This window comes from Microbacterium phyllosphaerae, assembly GCF_050628115.1.
GTDB classification, from domain to species: Bacteria; Actinomycetota; Actinomycetes; order Actinomycetales; family Microbacteriaceae; genus Microbacterium; species Microbacterium phyllosphaerae_A.
The window spans coordinates 1,839,253-1,853,251 of record NZ_CP192502.1; the positions used below are offsets into that span (position 1 = coordinate 1,839,253).

The window sequence follows — 13,999 nt, forward strand, 5'->3', positions numbered from 1 at the left end:
TGTAGGGTGCCGCGAGAGCATTCCGATGAGCGTCGCTGCGGCAGCGAGAGAGACACTGCCGACGATCCGCACGGCCCCATATTGGCACGTGACGGCGGGTCAGCCCAACGCCTGACCGTCCGCTGTCCGAGGCGTGCCGCGTCGTGGCCGGCGTCAGGAGAACAGCTGGCGAAGCGCGTCGAGGTCGCCGGAGTCGACGACCTTCTGGACCGCGTCAATGGTCTCCTGTGTCGTGAACATGCCCTTGAGCGTGTCGTTCCAGATCGTCCGCACGGTGTCGACATCTCCGGCGTCAACCGCCCTGCCCGCGGACTCGATCGCCTGCTGATACGGGATCTGCAGGAACCCCTCAGGGGCGTCCCACGGGCTGTAGTACGGCACCCACGGGGTATCGGGGTCCGGGGTGAGCCAGAGCACCTGCCCGGGCTGCATCACGCGTACGTGGTTCATCTCGCCGAGGGTCGGCCATGCGCAGAGCCGCTCAGCGATCACAGGCTCGACGTCGCCAGGCTCAACGGTATAGGTCAAGGGAGTGCCATCAGCGTCCAGAGATACCTCGCCTTGCGCGAACTCTCGTGCGCCGAGATCTCGGAGAGTCCCCTGACGCTCCCAGTACAACCCGCCTCCGTCGCCGTAGACCTGAGACATGCCGGAGCAGGTTCCCGGCTCGGTCGATCCCGGCGCAGGCGTAGCCTCGGCAACCGGTTCGGCGATATCCGTGGGCGCGGATGCCTTGGGCGTCTGAACCGCCGCTGGTGCTGTGGCGGTGCACCCGGTCAGCGCGGCAGCCGTCAGGGCGAGCGCGGCGAGTGCAGGGACGAGCTTGCGTGTGCCGGACATGACGACATCTTGACAGAGTGCGTGAGGATGACCCGATGGTTCAGGATGCGAAGTCGATCCTCAACTCCATCGATCTCGAGAGCCATCCACCGGCAAGCCCGTGACCTGCGGATAGGGTTCACAGCATGCGCATGCTCGGCGGAGTCGTCCTGTGGGTCGTGGCCACTCTTCTGGGTCTCATCGCTGCAGCGGGATTCAGCGGTGCAGGGCTCGGATGGGCGAACGGGTTCATCAAGCGGAGCTTCTGGGAAGACGCCGAGAGCGAGATCGGGATAGGACTCTCGGTCTTCGGTCTCCTGGGTTGGCTCGTCCTGCTCGGGTTGGCGGCTCTCACGATGCGCGGTGGAGACCAGACTCCGTCGAAGGTTGCCAGGGTCACGTCGTCCGTTCTCGTCGCGCTGAGCACCGCCGCCGTCGTCGTGGCGTGCGTCGTCTCGATCGGCTGGCCGGAACCCGCCAGCGAGTATCCGCTGCCGCCCTGGAATCGCGCCTGACGCGCATCCGCGATCCTGCCGCGCCTCAGGCGATGTAGATCTTGCGCAGCGTCTCGGTGACCGTCCACACCGTGCGCTGGCCCGAGGCCAGGCGCACGACCGACCCGGGGTCGACCTCGATCGCAGGCAGCGCCGGCTCGACGAACTCGATCCGGGCGTGACCTGAGAGCACGACAAAGACCTCGTCGACCTCGACATCGGATGCCGTGCCCGGCGTCATCTCCCAGATGCCCACCTCGACCTCGCCGAGCGTCGCCAACGCATGCATCGCCGTCATCGGGCGACCGATGACCACCTCATCCGGCGGGAGCGGTTCGTGCACCAGCGGCAGTGCCGCAGCATCCACTCCGGTTCCCTGTGTGAGTTCGCTCACGAGTCGAATCCCATGCCGACGGCATCCAGGGTCTTGAGGAACAGGTTGCGCTTGCCCTCGTTGTGGTCGGCCCGGTTCATCGCCGCGCGCACGAGGTTGACGCCGATCGAGGCGACGGGCTCGGGCGGGAAGGGGATCGGCTTCTCGCGCACCATCGCGAGCTCGGTGCGCTCGGTCGGCTCGCCCGACAGCTTGTCGAGCATGACGTCGGCGGCGAACCGGGCGGCGCCGACGCCGAGGCCGGTGAACCCCGTCGCGTAGGCGATGCGTCCCTTGCGGGCGGTGCCGAAGAACGCGCAGAAGCGGCTCGACGAGTCGATCGCCCCAGCCCAGCGGTGTGTGAACCGCAGGCCCTCGAGCTGCGGGAACGTCGTGAAGAAGTGCGAGGCGAGCTTGCGGTGGCTCTCGGCGCGGTCCTCGTATTCGGGGCGCACCTTGCCGCCGAAGTGGTACACCGCGTCGTAGCCGCCGAAGAGGATGCGGTTGTCGGCCGTGAGCCGGTAGTAGTGGAACTGGTTCGCGCTGTCGGCCAGGCCCTGCCGGTTCGACCACCCGATCGAGTCGAGCTGCTCGTCGGTCAGCGGCTCGGTCATCAGCACGTAGTCGTAGACCGGAACGGTCATGAGTCGGTTGCGCTTGAGCAGCGACGGGAAGACGTTGGTGGCGAGAGCCACGGCATCCGCTCGCACCTTGCCGCCGTCGCGGGTGACGAGCGTGATCGCACTCGATCCGTCGCCGACGATCTCGCGCACGAGCGACTGCTCGTAGATCTCGACGCCCAGTTCCACGGCGACGCGCGCCAGCTCGAGTCCCAGCTTGGCGGGATGCACCAGCGCGCATCCTTCGCGCTCCCACGACCCCGCGAGGAACGTGTCGGAGTGCACCTCGGCCTGCACGGCCTCGCGGCCGAGGAAGCCCTCCTCCTCGCGCAGCCACTCGACCTGGTGCGGCTCGACGGCCACGGCCAGCTGTCCGGTGCGCTCGAAGTCGACATCCATGTCGTACCTCTTCACGGTCGATTCGATGCCGTCGAGGTTCTCGAGGCCCAGCTCTTCGAGACGATCGATCTCGTCGGGCCAGCGCGTCAGGCCGTTCTCGTGTCCGTGCGTCAGGCTCGCCTCGCAGAACCCGCCGTTGCGGCCGGATGCCGCCCACGCGATGCGCGACGCCTCGAGCAGCACGACTCGACGCTCGGGGTCGCGCTCCTTCGCGCGGACGGCGGTCCAGAGGCCCGCGTATCCACCGCCGACGATGGCCAGGTCAGTGGTGATGCTGCCCGAGAGCGCGGGGTGCGTGACCCGCTCGACGTCATCGAGCCAGAACACGCTGAGGGCGGTGTCCTGCAGCGAGGCGTCGATCACGGCATCCGCGGGGCGGCGACGTTCGAAGACCGTGGTTCCCATGATGTGCTCCTGGTTCCGGGCCCGCGCCTCAGCGCGTGCCCCAGTTGTAGAGGTCTTTGTAGAGGCCGGCGTAGAGCAGGCTCTCGGTGTGCGTGATGCCCGGAATCGTGCGGATGCGCGTCGCGATCAGATCGAGCAGATGGGTGTCGCTCTCGCACACGGCCTCGACGAGGATGTCGAAGGTGCCGAGCGTGACCACGACGTAGGCGAGCTCGGTGATCTTCGTCAGCGCCTCGGCGATGAGCCGCGGGTCGCCGGTGACGCGGATGCCGATCATCGACATGCGGTTGAAGCCGAGCTGCATCGGGTCGGTCACGGCGACGATCTGGATGATCCCGGCCTCGGTCATCCTCTGCACGCGCTGGCGGGCCGCGGCTTCGCTGAGACCGACCTCGCGACCGATCTCGGCGTAGGGGCGGCGGCCGTCCTCCTGCAGGAGTTCGACGATCCGCTTCGAGATGTCATCCAGTACAGGTTGCTTGGGCGTGGCGCTCATGTGTCGATATTGACAGGATCGTGCGCTTGAAGCAACTGATTCCATCGTTTGAATCAGAGGACTCTTCTGTATTCGTGATCCGGTCGCTAACATGGCCGTCATGGCCACAGAACTCCTTCAGAACTTCATCGGCGGGCAATACGTTCCCGTGAACGGGCAGGGGCGCATGCCGCTCATCGACCCCGTGACGGAGGAGACCTACGGGGAACTGCCCGTCTCAGACGCGTCAGACGTCGACGCCGCCTACGCCGCCGCATCCGCCGCGTTCCCGATCTGGCGGGACACCACTCCCGCCGATCGGCAGCTGGCGCTCTTCCGCATCGCGGACGAGATGCAGGAACGAGCCGAGCAGTTCGCCGACCTCGAGTCGAAGGACACCGGCAAGCCGCGTGCGAGCCTCGTGACCGATGAGATCCTGCAGTCGATCGACCAGCTGCGGTTCTTCGCCGGCGCGGCGCGCAGCCTCGAAGGCCGAGCCGCGGGGGAGTACCTCGCCGGTCACACCTCTTTCGTGCGCCGAGAGCCGATCGGAGTCATCGGTCAGGTCACCCCGTGGAACTATCCGCTCAACATGGCCGTGTGGAAGATCGCGCCCGCGCTCGCCGCAGGCAACACAGTGGTGCTGAAGCCCGCCGAATCGACGCCGCTGACCACGTTGCTGCTCGCCGAGATCGTCGCGCTGCACACGCCCGCCGGCACGCTCAACGTCGTGCTCGGCGACCGCGACACGGGGGTTGCCCTGGTCGAGCATCCGACCCCGCAGATGGTCGCGATCACCGGGTCCGTCCGTGCCGGCATGGCGGTCGCGCGGTCGGCGGCGAACGACGTCAAGCGCGTGCACCTCGAGCTCGGCGGCAAGGCGCCGGCGATCGTCTACCCCGACGCGAACCTCGACAAGGCGGCATCCGGCATCGTCACCGGAGCGTTCTTCAACGCGGGGCAGGACTGCACGGCAGCGACGCGAGTGCTGGTGCACTCGTCGGTGCACGACGAGTTCGTCGCGGCACTGGTCGAGAAAGCGAAGACCGATGCCCGCACGGGTGCCCCGCACGAAGAGGGAGTGCTCTACGGTCCCCTCAGCAGCGCGGCCCAGCTCGCCCAGGTGCAGGGCTTCGTCGACCGTCTGCCCGCGCACGCCACGATCGAGACCGGCGGCCGGCGCCAGGGAGACACGGGCTACTTCTTCGAGGCGACCATCGTGTCGGGTCTGCATCAGGACGACGAGGCCGTGCAGGGTGAGATCTTCGGCCCGGTGCTGACCGTGCAGTCGTTCGACACCGACCAGCAGGCCCTCGAGATGGCGAACGACGTGCCCTACGCGCTGGCCTCGTCGGTGTGGACGACCGATCACGCCCGCGCGATGCGCTTCTCACGCGACCTCGACTTCGGATGCGTGTGGATCAACACCCACATCCCGTTCGTCTCGGACATGCCCCACGGAGGGTTCAAGCACTCCGGCTACGGCAAGGACCTCTCGCAGTACGGCTTCGACGACTACACGCGCATCAAGCACGTGATGTCGGCTCTCGACTGAGAGCGCGGTCAGGTCAGGAGCCTGCGAGACGCTTGACCCTGCGGTGCTCCCGCAGACTCAGGCCCGGCCGCTCCTCGACCTTGCTCGCGCCGTCGGCCTCCCAGCCGCGGCGCGCGTAGAACGCGTCGGCGCGCTCGTTGCCGTCGAGCACCCACAGGTAGGCGCGCGTGTGCCCTGCGCTCAGGATGCGCTGCTCGGCGGCGTCGAGCAGCGCGCGTCCGACACCCGTCGACCACGCGGCGGGGTCGGCGTAGATCCCGTAGACCTCGCCGTCGCCCGCCCCCTCCTCCTCGCGCCCCGAGCCGAAGGAGGTCCATCCGATGATCTCGCCGTCGCGTTCGGCGACCAGGATGCCGATGATGGTCGGCAGCGGGTCCGAGAGGTTGCGTCGCCAGCCGTCGGCGCGGTCGGGGATCGAGAGTCTGTCGAGGACCTCCTGATCGATGAGCCCGCGGTACGCCGCCTGCCAGGAGCGCACGTGCACGCCGGCCACCTGATCGGCATCATCGACCACTCCGTCGCGGATCAGCAGCGTCGTCATCCCACCACTCTAGAAGCGGTGTTCCGCAAGCGCCGTCGAATGTGACGAAGGACCACTCGACCAGTGAGACGCGATGTGTCATGCTGGGCGCACGTCGAATCCGGGGGGATCATCATGGCAAGACCACTGGCGGGCCCGCAGACCCTCTTACGCACCCTCAACGGCCGGGCTATCCTCGAGACGCTCGCTCGCCGAGGACCGCTCACACGCAACGCGCTCGTCACCGAGACCGGGCTCTCCCGCACCGCGGTGACGCAGGTGCTGCGGATGCTCGAGAGTGCCGGCGCCGTGGCCCCGGCCGGCGTCGATCGCGAGACACGCGGACCCGCCGCCGGACGCGTGTCTCTGCACCCGCAGCTCGGGCTCGCCGCCGCCGTGCACGTCGACAACCATGCGGCCCACATCGTGCTCGTCGATCCGACCGGCGCGGTGCGCGCGGAGCATCACGCGGCGTTCCCGGTGCGGGGAGATCGGGTGGAGCACATCGTCGAACTCGTCACCGCCTGCCGACGCGTGGTCGCCGGGCCGCTCGAACTCGTGGTGGTCGGCATCCCCGGCATCGTGACGGCCGACGGCGGCATCCGCGACGACCAGGGGCCAGACGGCGGGGCCTTCAAGAACGCCCTGTCGGCGGGACTCGGCTGCCCGGTGCGCGTCGAGAACGACGTCAATCTGGCGGCTCTCGCCGAGCTGACCGCAGGCACAGGCGCGGAGCTCGCCAGCTTCGCGCTGCTGCTCCTGGATGACGGACTCGGAGCGGGCATCGTGATCGACGGCGTCCTGCACCGCGGGTTCTCGGGTGTCGCAGGCGAGGTCATGTACCTGCCGCAGACGCCTCTGCCCATCGGTGCCCCTGTGCTCGGCGATGACGTGGTGCGCGACCTCGCACTCGCTGGAGGCCGCGACCCCGAACTCACGATCGATCAGCACCTCGATGCCGCAGTGGCCGGCGACCCTGCCGCGATCGCGATGGCCACCGAGATGGGACGCCGCCTCACCCTCGTCGCCGGCAGTGTCGCCCTCGTGCTCGACCCCGAGGCGTTCATCCTGAGCGGATCCGCCGCACACCCCGCTATGCTCGACGCGGTCGCCGACTACGCCGAGCAGCTCGCCCCTCGGCTGCCGTTGAGATTCATCGTCTCGTCGTTCGGACCCGAGGCGCCGCTGGTGGGAGCGGCGGGGGAGGCGGCATCCGCTCTTCGCGCGACCGTCTTCTCCCGTCTTCTCCCCGGCTCGGACAGGAGCAGCAGATGATCTCAGACCTCGCCGACCGGCTCGGACTGCCCCCAGGGGCTCGAGCCGTGATCATCAACGCCGACGACTTCGGCATGTGCCACGCGGCCAACACCGCGATCGTGCAGCTGCTGGATGCCGGGCACATCGACTCCACGACAGTGATGGTGCCGTGCGCCTGGGCGCCGGAGGCGCTCGCGTTCGCCGCCTCACGCACCGACCTCGACGTCGGTGTGCACCTCGTGCTCACGAGCGAGTGGAGCGACTATCGGTGGCGTCCGCTCACCGGCACCGGAACGAGCCTGGTCGACCAGGCCGGCTACTTTCCGGCCGGGGTGCTCGAGATCGAAGAGCATGCCTCCTCCGATGACGTCGCCGCCGAGATCGGCGCCCAGCTGCAGGCCGCGTTGGATGCCGGAGTCGACGTCACGCACCTCGACAACCACATGGGGTCGGTCTACGGGCTGCTGACGGGACGCGACTTCCTGGGGCCCGTCTTCGAGCTCGCCGCGCGCCACGGACTGCCGTTCCGACTGCCGCGGAGCATCGAGGGCACCGGCGACGACGCCGCCCTGCAGGAGAAGCTCACGACAGCCTCGGCGGCCGCGGATGCCTTCGGCGTCGAGATCATCGACCGCCTGTGGAGCCATCCGTTCGAGCCCGCGCCCGATGAGTCGTACGAACAGGTGCGAGACGGCTTCATCGCGCTGCTGCGCGCTGTGCCCGCCGGGGTGACGGAGATCTATCTGCATCCGATGGTCGATGACGACGAGTTGCGCGCGGCCGTCGACTACGCCGCCGTCAAGCGAGGGCACGAGCTGCGCCTGCTCTCGGATCCTGTGGTGCTGCAGGCGATCGCCGACGAGGGGCTGGTCAGGCTGGGATGGCGCGATCTGCGCGATCTGCAGCGGAGAGAGAGCGTATGAGTTCGCTGACGTCGCGTCTGCGCGACCGGAGGTTGGATGCCGCGCCCACGAGGGCGCAGGCGATCGCGTTCGGAGCATCCGGATTCCCGACCCAGCTCATGGCGCAGACGTTCTCGGCGTTCGTCGTCTACTTCTACGTCACGCACCTCGGCGTCGAGCCGACCTGGGTCGCCGCCGCGATGATCGCCCACGGCGTGCTCAACGCGGTGCTCAACCCCGTGGTCGGGGCGCTGTCCGACCGCATCCGCACGCCGTGGGGCCGTCGCATCCCCTGGATCGGGCTCGGCATCGTGCCGCTCGTCGTGGCGTTCGCGCTGGTGTGGATGCCGCCGGCGCTGCCCGCCGCGGGTCTCATCGTCTGGTTCCTGGTCGTCGTCGCGGTCTACGACATCGCGTTCGTGGTCGTGGTGCTGAACATCTCTGCGCTGTTCCCCGAGATCTTCCGCACCACCGAAGAGCGCGCGCGGGGCAACGTCCCCCGCCAGATCTTCGCGATCCTCGGAATGGTGCTGGGCACCGCGGGCGCGCCCGCACTGTACGGGTCGATCGGCTGGCCTGGCATGGCCGTCGCGCTCTCAGCCGTCTGCCTGGTGCTGCTCGTGTGGTCGTTCTTCGGCGGCATGATCGAGCGCCAGGTGCCGGAGGCGGCATCAGAGGCGATGCGCTGGGGCGACCAGCTGAAGTACACGTTCGCGAACCGGGCGTTCGTGCCCTACGTGCTCGGCTCGCTGTTCATCCAGACGGCGATCGCCGTGATCCTCGCGGCGATCCCGTTCTACGTGCGGTACTCCCTGGGTGCCCCCGAGGGTGAGGGCAGCCTGCTGCTCGGCGCGATCTTCGTCACCGCGATCCCGTCGATCGTGCTGTGGAGCGCCGTCGTACGGCATACCTCACCGCGCACGGCGCTGCTGTGGAGCGTCGCGGTCTTCGGCATCGCGATGCTCGGCTTCCTGCTGCCGTCGACCGTGCTGGCGGCGGCCCTCGTCGGCGTCGCGGTCGGAGTGGGCGTCGGCGGTCTGCTGCAGCTGCTCGAGGTGGTGCTCGCCCAGATCATCGATGAGGATGCCACGCGCACGGGCCACCGACGAGAGGGCGCCTACTTCGGGGTCAACGGCTTCGTGGTGCGCGGCTCGGTCGTGCTGCAGGCCGTCGTCGCGGCGGTGGTGCTGACTGCATCCGGCTTCGACGCGTCGCTGGGCGATGCGCAGCCCGAGGCGGTCGACGGCGGCATCCGCGTGATGGTCGCGGTCGTGCCGATGGTCTTCGCCGCCCTCGCCTGGCTCTGCTTCTGGCTCTACCCGATTCGCACCCGAGACCTCTGAGCCGCACTTTTCGTCTCGCTGTGCTCGCTCGACGACCGGCGCTCCGGGTCAGGAGGCGGACCGACGCGCCTCCCAGCCCGTCCGCACCATCTCGTCGACCGAGTACCGCATCTTCCAGTCGAGGTCGCGGGCGGCGAGCTCGCCGGTGGCGACGATGCGGTCGGGGTCACCGGCACGGCGGGGGCCGATCTCGGGCGTGAAGTCGATGCCGGTGACGCGTGCCACGGCATCCATGATCTGCTTCACGCTCAGGCCGTCGCCGGAGCCGAGGTTGTAGGCCGCCTCGATCGACTCGCCGGCGGCGAGGCGCTTCGCCGCAGCCACGTGGGCGGCGGCGATGTCGCCGACGTGCACGTAGTCACGCACGTTCGTGCCGTCTTCGGTGTCGTAGTCGTCGCCGTTGATGCGCGGGGTCCTGCCGGCGATCAGCGCCTCGAAGACGATCGGGAACAGGTTGTGCGGGCTGACGTCGTAGACGGTCGGGTCGGCGGATCCGACGACGTTGAAGTAGCGCAGCGACGTGTGACGCAGCGGTGTCGCCGAGTCGGCGGTCGCGATCGCCTGATCGCGCAGCAGCCACTCGCCGATGAGCTTGGACTCGCCGTACGGGCTCGCCGGCTTCTTGGCGGTGTCCTCGACGACCAGCGCGACGTCGGGAGTGCCGAACACGGCGGCCGAGGAGGAGAACACGATGTTGCCGACGCCCGCGGCCTCCATCGCCTCGAGGATCACGCGGGTGCCTTCGACGTTCTGAGCGTAGGTGTGCAGCGGGCGCTGCACCGAGACCCCGGCGTACTTGAACCCGGCGACGTGGATGACACCCTCCGCGTCGTGGTCGCGGAGCGTCTTCTCGACGAGCTCGCGGTCGAGGATCGAGCCCTGTACGAACGGCACTCCCTCGGGCACGAACGACGCGACGCCGCTCGAGAGGTCGTCGAGGATGACGGGCGTGAGCCCCGCATCCGCGAGTGCGCGTACGACGTGCGAGCCGATGTATCCGGCGCCGCCGGTCACGATCCAGGACATGGTGCTCCTCAGGTGGTGGAGAGTTCAGTATCTCAGGTCTGGTTCCGCGGATCCGGTCGGTCCCGATCAGCGGGGTCGGTCCCGATCTGCGGACGGATCGGTCGGATTCGGCCGCGCTTCGGGGCGGGCTCCGCAGATCGGGACCGACCAATCCGCGTCAGGCGTCGCGGTGCGCGCCGGCCGACGGGGTGACGGTGAAGATCACCGGAGCGGTGAAGGCGGATGCTGCGAACGCCGCGTTCACGGCATCCGTCACCTGCTGCACGGCATCCTGCTCGATCAGCGCGATGGCCGCGCCGCCGAAGCCGCCGCCGGTCATGCGGGCGCCGATCGCCCCGGCGGCGAGGGCCGCCTCGACCGCGGTGTCGAGCTCGGGCACCGAGATCTCGAAGTCGTCGCGCATGGAGGCGTGCGAGGCGACGAGCAGGTCGCCGATCGCGCGGGCGCCCTCTTCGCGCAGCACGCGCACGGTGTCGAGCACGCGCTGGTTCTCGGTCACCACGTGGCGCACCCGACGGAAGGTCACGTCATCCATGAGCTCCTCGGCGCGGGGCAGGTCGTCGACCGAGACGTCGCGCAGGCTCGGCACGCCCATGATCGCGGCGCCCCGCTCGCACGCGGCTCGGCGCTCGCCGTAGCCGCCGGTCGAGTGCGCGTGCTTGACGCGGGTGTCCATCACGAGGATCGCGAGCCCGGCCTCGGCGATGCCGACGGGCACGAGGTTCGCGTCGAGCGAGCGGCAGTCGAGGAAGATCGCCGCGTCGGGCTCGCCGAGCATCGAGGCCATCTGGTCCATGATCCCGGTCGGGGCGCCGACGGCCTCGTTCTCGGCGCGGCGACCGACACGGGCGAGGGCGGTGCGATCGAGTCCGGCCTCCCACAGCTCGTTGAGAGCGGATGCCGTGGCCCCCTCGATCGCGGCGGACGACGAGAGCCCCGCGCCGACGGGCACATCGGAGGCGATGGCGATATCGAGGCCCGTGCCGGCGATGACGGCGTCGGAGGCGCCCTCGGCCTGACGGAGCGCCCACGCGACGCCGAGCGGATAGGCAGCCCACTCGGGCACTGCCGGCGCTACACCGGTGGGAGTGGGGAACAGCTCGGCGAGCTCATCGATGGCGACCTCGACCGGCTCGTCGGCGAAGGTCGAGGCGACGCGGATGCGGCGGTCGTCACGGGGCCCGACGGCTGCGACCGTGCGGTGCGGGATCGCGAACGGGAGCACGAATCCGTCGTTGTAGTCGGTGTGCTCGCCGATGAGGTTCACGCGGCCGGGAGCCGACCAGACTCCGGCGGGGGCATGGCCGGTGAGCTCGGTGAAGAGGGCGGTCGCGGCGTCGTCGGTGGTGGTCATGCGGATGCCTCGTCTGCGATGTCGGTGCTGTCTGTCAGTGCGGTGTCGGCGCGCTGTGCGTGCGCGGCGTCTGCCTTGGCGATCGCCTCGCGGATGCGAGCGGCGCCCTGCTCGGGGGTGACCTCGGCGGCCCAGGCCCACATCGCGGCCTCGGAGCCGGCGAGGAACTTGAGCTTGTCGGCGGCGCGGCGCGGGCTCGTGAGCTGCAGGTGCAGGCGCACGCTGTCACGACCGACGTTGACCGGGGCCTGGTGCCAGGCGGCGATGTAGGGGGTCGGGGTGTCGTAGAGCGCATCGACGCCGCGCAGCAGGCGCAGGTAGAGCGGGGCGAGCTCGTCGCGCTCGGCATCCGTCGTCTCGGCGAAGTCCGGAACGTGGCGGTGCGGCATGAGGTGCACCTCCAGCGGCCAGCGGGCGGCGAAGGGCACGAACGCGGTCCAGTGCTCGCCGCGGAACACGACGCGCTCGGATGCCTGCTCGGACTCGAGGATGTGCTGGAAGAGTTCGGGCGCCGTGCGGTCGATCGACTCGAGCACGCGGGTGGTGCGCGGCGTCACGTATGGGTAGGCGTAGATCTGACCGTGCGGGTGGGGGAGCGTGACCCCGATGGCCTCGCCCCGGTTCTCGAACGGGAAGATCTGCTCGATGCCGGGCAGCTTCGAGAGGGCGGCGGTGCGGTCGGCCCAGGCTTCGATGACCGTGCGGGCGCGAGTGACGGACTGGGTGCCGAAGGATCCGGTGTGCTCGGGGCTGAAGCACACGACCTCGCAGCGGCCGACCGAGGTGCGGGTGCGGCCGAGGCCGAGAGCTGAGAGGTCGTCGAGCCCGCGGGGCGGGTTGCTCGCCTCGGGGGCGATGCCTGTCGCCTCGGCCAGGGCGGGGCCGAAGGCGGGGGAGCGGTTCTCGAACACCGCGACGTCGTAGAGCGAGGGAACCTCCGACGGGTTGGTCGGCGACTGCGGGGCCAACGGGTCGGCGTCGGCGCTGGGCATCATGACGCGGTTCTGGCGGTTCGCGGCGACCGTGATCCAGTCTCCCGTGAGCACGTCGAGGCGCATCGTGGCGGTCTCGCCGCGCGGGTCGAGGGTGCGGGAGTCGACCGCGCGCTCTTCGCCGAGCGTCGTGTCGGGGTCGTCGAAGTAGATCAGCTCGCGGCCGTCGGCGAGCGTGGTCGCGCGCTTCGTGATTCCGGCGGAGAGGGTCTCGGTGCGCATCTCAGGAAATTCGGGCGTGTTCACGTAAACATGGTACGCACACCGCCGTGGTAACGTCAACATTGCTGAGTTGCGAACGCGAGATGGGGTGCCTGCGGTGGATGACGACCTCGTGCGCGAGCCCAGCAGACCCCGCCGACGACGCCCCTCGTCGGGGCGCGTGTCGATGGCGATGGTCGCCTCCCTCGCCGGGGTCTCGGGTCAGACGGTCTCGCGCGTCGTCAACGACAGCCCCCGCGTCGACCCCGCAACCCGGGAGCGCGTCGAGAAGGCCATGGTCGAGCTCGGCTACCGGCCGCACCGAGCGGCGCGCGCGCTGCGCACCGGCCGCTCGCAGACGATCGGGCTCGTCGTCACCACACTCGCGACGGTCGGCAACTCGCGCATGCTGCAGGCCACGGCCGAGGCAGCCGCCGAGCGTGGCTACGCCCTCACCCTCGTGACCGCGGGCGAGAACGTCGCCGACGCGTTCGAACGCCTCGCCGAGCAGGAGGTCGACGGCGCGATCGTGCTGAACGAGGCCTCAGCGCTGGTGCCGGCGGCCGAGCGGCCGGCCGGTCTGCGCCTCGTGGTCGTCGATGCCCCCGGGGCGGCGGATCTCGCCGTCGTGCACAGCGACCATCTCGGCGGCGCGGCCACCGCGACCGCGCATCTGCTGAGCCTCGGCCACGAGACCGTGCACCATCTCGCGGGTCCCGCCGACTCGTTCGCCGCGTCCGAGCGCGAGCGCGGCTGGCGTGAGACCCTTGTCGCCGCGGGCCTCGAGCCGCCGACGATCGTCCGTGGTGACTGGTCGGCCGAGGCCGGTTTCGCCGCGGGCGACGCGCTGGGCGCAGCATCCGCCGTCTTCTGCGGCAACGACCAGATGGCGCTGGGGCTGCTGCGCGCGCTCGCCCAGGCGGGGCGCCGGGTTCCCGAAGATGTCAGCGTGATCGGATTCGACGACGTGCCGGATGCTGCCAACTACCGCCCGCCGCTGACCACGATCCGTCAGGACTTCACCGCTCTCGCGCACCGCGCCGTCGACCGACTCGTCGCCGAGATCGAGGGCACGCCGGGCGCCGACGCATCCGCAGTGGTGCCGACGCTCCTGGTCGAGCGCTCAAGCACCCGCTGAGGTCAGGCGGGAGGCGCCGCGGTGCAGTCTCGAGCATGCGCCGGGACCGTGACGGGTCAAAAAGCATCGGGTTCGCGGTGGGGGTCAAAAGCGCACCGGGTTCTCGGTGCGGGGTCAGTTCGGCAT

14 protein-coding genes are annotated in these 13,999 nt (G+C 69.6%); 6 read left to right on the plus strand and 8 right to left on the minus strand.

From position 1 onward, the window contains the following. Positions 1–153 precede the first annotated feature (153 nt). The gene (locus ACQ4LY_RS08565) at positions 154–840 is read right to left on the minus strand and encodes a hypothetical protein (protein ID WP_431075595.1); all 687 of its coding nucleotides are present in this window, start codon (positions 838–840) and stop codon (positions 154–156) included. A gap of 125 nt (positions 841–965) precedes the next feature. On the opposite strand from ACQ4LY_RS08565, the gene ACQ4LY_RS08570 reads away from it, so the two are divergent. Beyond that, on the plus strand, positions 966–1,334 hold the full coding sequence (locus tag ACQ4LY_RS08570) for a hypothetical protein (protein ID WP_431075596.1): 369 nt from the start codon (positions 966–968) through the stop codon (positions 1,332–1,334). Between the two features lie 25 nt (positions 1,335–1,359). On the opposite strand, the gene ACQ4LY_RS08575 is transcribed toward ACQ4LY_RS08570, so the two are convergent. Genes ACQ4LY_RS08575 through ACQ4LY_RS08585 form a run of 3 tightly spaced genes read right to left on the minus strand, consistent with a single transcriptional unit; the run spans position 1,360 to position 3,606 of the window. After that, positions 1,360–1,707 carry a cupin domain-containing protein gene (locus ACQ4LY_RS08575; RefSeq protein ID WP_431075597.1) on the minus strand — a complete coding sequence of 116 codons (348 nt, stop codon included), beginning with the start codon at positions 1,705–1,707 and terminating at the stop codon, positions 1,360–1,362. Further along, positions 1,704–3,110: an NAD(P)/FAD-dependent oxidoreductase gene (locus ACQ4LY_RS08580; RefSeq protein WP_431075598.1), complete on the minus strand. Its 1,407-nt coding sequence runs from the start codon at positions 3,108–3,110 to the stop codon at positions 1,704–1,706. The genes ACQ4LY_RS08575 and ACQ4LY_RS08580 overlap by 4 nt, the downstream gene beginning before the upstream one ends. A 28-nt stretch (positions 3,111–3,138) precedes the next feature. After that, positions 3,139–3,606: an Lrp/AsnC family transcriptional regulator gene (locus tag ACQ4LY_RS08585; RefSeq protein ID WP_431075599.1), complete on the minus strand. Its 468-nt coding sequence runs from the start codon at positions 3,604–3,606 to the stop codon at positions 3,139–3,141. 100 nt (positions 3,607–3,706) lie between these two features. Here ACQ4LY_RS08585 and ACQ4LY_RS08590 point away from each other — a divergent pair, with 100 nt between their 5' ends. Continuing rightward, entirely contained in the window at positions 3,707–5,140 is a 1,434-nt protein-coding gene (locus tag ACQ4LY_RS08590) for a gamma-aminobutyraldehyde dehydrogenase (protein WP_431075600.1), read from the plus strand. A 13-nt stretch (positions 5,141–5,153) separates the two neighbouring features. On the opposite strand, the gene ACQ4LY_RS08595 is transcribed toward ACQ4LY_RS08590, so the two are convergent. Then, a complete protein-coding gene (locus ACQ4LY_RS08595) occupies positions 5,154–5,681 on the minus strand; it encodes a GNAT family N-acetyltransferase (protein WP_431075601.1) in 528 nt (175 codons plus the stop codon). Positions 5,682–5,795: 114 nt separating this feature from the next. Here ACQ4LY_RS08595 and ACQ4LY_RS08600 point away from each other — a divergent pair, with 114 nt between their 5' ends. The 3 genes from ACQ4LY_RS08600 to ACQ4LY_RS08610 are packed head-to-tail and all read left to right on the plus strand — an operon-like array spanning position 5,796 to position 9,162. Continuing rightward, positions 5,796–6,935 carry an ROK family protein gene (locus ACQ4LY_RS08600; protein WP_431075602.1) on the plus strand — a complete coding sequence of 380 codons (1,140 nt, stop codon included), beginning with the start codon at positions 5,796–5,798 and terminating at the stop codon, positions 6,933–6,935. Further along, on the plus strand, positions 6,932–7,840 hold the full coding sequence (locus ACQ4LY_RS08605) for a polysaccharide deacetylase family protein (RefSeq protein WP_431075603.1): 909 nt from the start codon (positions 6,932–6,934) through the stop codon (positions 7,838–7,840). Before ACQ4LY_RS08600 ends, ACQ4LY_RS08605 begins: the two co-directional genes overlap by 4 nt. After that, a complete protein-coding gene (locus ACQ4LY_RS08610; protein ID WP_431075604.1) occupies positions 7,837–9,162 on the plus strand; it encodes an MFS transporter in 1,326 nt (441 codons plus the stop codon). The genes ACQ4LY_RS08605 and ACQ4LY_RS08610 overlap by 4 nt, the downstream gene beginning before the upstream one ends. Before the next feature lie 48 nt (positions 9,163–9,210). Here the strand turns inward: ACQ4LY_RS08610 and galE are convergent, their stop codons facing one another. The 3 genes from galE to galT all read right to left on the minus strand — a co-directional run bounded on the left by galE (position 9,211) and on the right by galT (position 12,756). Beyond that, positions 9,211–10,188 (minus strand): UDP-glucose 4-epimerase GalE, encoded by a 978-nt coding sequence (galE, locus tag ACQ4LY_RS08615; protein WP_431075605.1) that lies wholly within the window; start codon positions 10,186–10,188, stop codon positions 9,211–9,213. 157 nt (positions 10,189–10,345) lie between these two features. After that, a complete protein-coding gene (galK, locus tag ACQ4LY_RS08620) occupies positions 10,346–11,542 on the minus strand; it encodes a galactokinase (protein WP_431075606.1) in 1,197 nt (398 codons plus the stop codon). After that, positions 11,539–12,756 carry a galactose-1-phosphate uridylyltransferase gene (galT, locus tag ACQ4LY_RS08625; RefSeq protein ID WP_431075657.1) on the minus strand — a complete coding sequence of 406 codons (1,218 nt, stop codon included), beginning with the start codon at positions 12,754–12,756 and terminating at the stop codon, positions 11,539–11,541. The genes galK and galT overlap by 4 nt, the downstream gene beginning before the upstream one ends. A gap of 166 nt (positions 12,757–12,922) precedes the next feature. Here galT and ACQ4LY_RS08630 point away from each other — a divergent pair, with 166 nt between their 5' ends. Next, positions 12,923–13,873 carry a LacI family DNA-binding transcriptional regulator gene (locus ACQ4LY_RS08630; protein ID WP_431075658.1) on the plus strand — a complete coding sequence of 317 codons (951 nt, stop codon included), beginning with the start codon at positions 12,923–12,925 and terminating at the stop codon, positions 13,871–13,873. The last annotated feature ends 126 nt before the right edge of the window (positions 13,874–13,999 follow it).

Excerpts from the sequence above, each read along its gene's own strand:
- ACQ4LY_RS08565 (WP_431075595.1), bottom strand. The coding sequence starts at position 840 with ATGTCCGGCACACGCAAGCTCGTCCCTGCACTCGCCGCGCTCGCCCTG.
- ACQ4LY_RS08570 (WP_431075596.1), top strand. The coding sequence starts at position 966 with ATGCGCATGCTCGGCGGAGTCGTCCTGTGGGTCGTGGCCACTCTTCTG.
- ACQ4LY_RS08580 (WP_431075598.1), bottom strand. The coding sequence starts at position 3,110 with ATGGGAACCACGGTCTTCGAACGTCGCCGCCCCGCGGATGCCGTGATC.
- ACQ4LY_RS08585 (WP_431075599.1), bottom strand. The coding sequence starts at position 3,606 with ATGAGCGCCACGCCCAAGCAACCTGTACTGGATGACATCTCGAAGCGG.
- ACQ4LY_RS08590 (WP_431075600.1), top strand. The coding sequence starts at position 3,707 with ATGGCCACAGAACTCCTTCAGAACTTCATCGGCGGGCAATACGTTCCC.
- ACQ4LY_RS08595 (WP_431075601.1), bottom strand. The coding sequence starts at position 5,681 with ATGACGACGCTGCTGATCCGCGACGGAGTGGTCGATGATGCCGATCAG.
- ACQ4LY_RS08600 (WP_431075602.1), top strand. The coding sequence starts at position 5,796 with ATGGCAAGACCACTGGCGGGCCCGCAGACCCTCTTACGCACCCTCAAC.
- ACQ4LY_RS08605 (WP_431075603.1), top strand. The coding sequence starts at position 6,932 with ATGATCTCAGACCTCGCCGACCGGCTCGGACTGCCCCCAGGGGCTCGA.
- ACQ4LY_RS08610 (WP_431075604.1), top strand. The coding sequence starts at position 7,837 with ATGAGTTCGCTGACGTCGCGTCTGCGCGACCGGAGGTTGGATGCCGCG.
- galE (WP_431075605.1), bottom strand. The coding sequence starts at position 10,188 with ATGTCCTGGATCGTGACCGGCGGCGCCGGATACATCGGCTCGCACGTC.
- galK (WP_431075606.1), bottom strand. The coding sequence starts at position 11,542 with ATGACCACCACCGACGACGCCGCGACCGCCCTCTTCACCGAGCTCACC.
- galT (WP_431075657.1), bottom strand. The coding sequence starts at position 12,756 with ATGCGCACCGAGACCCTCTCCGCCGGAATCACGAAGCGCGCGACCACG.
- ACQ4LY_RS08630 (WP_431075658.1), top strand. The coding sequence starts at position 12,923 with ATGGCGATGGTCGCCTCCCTCGCCGGGGTCTCGGGTCAGACGGTCTCG.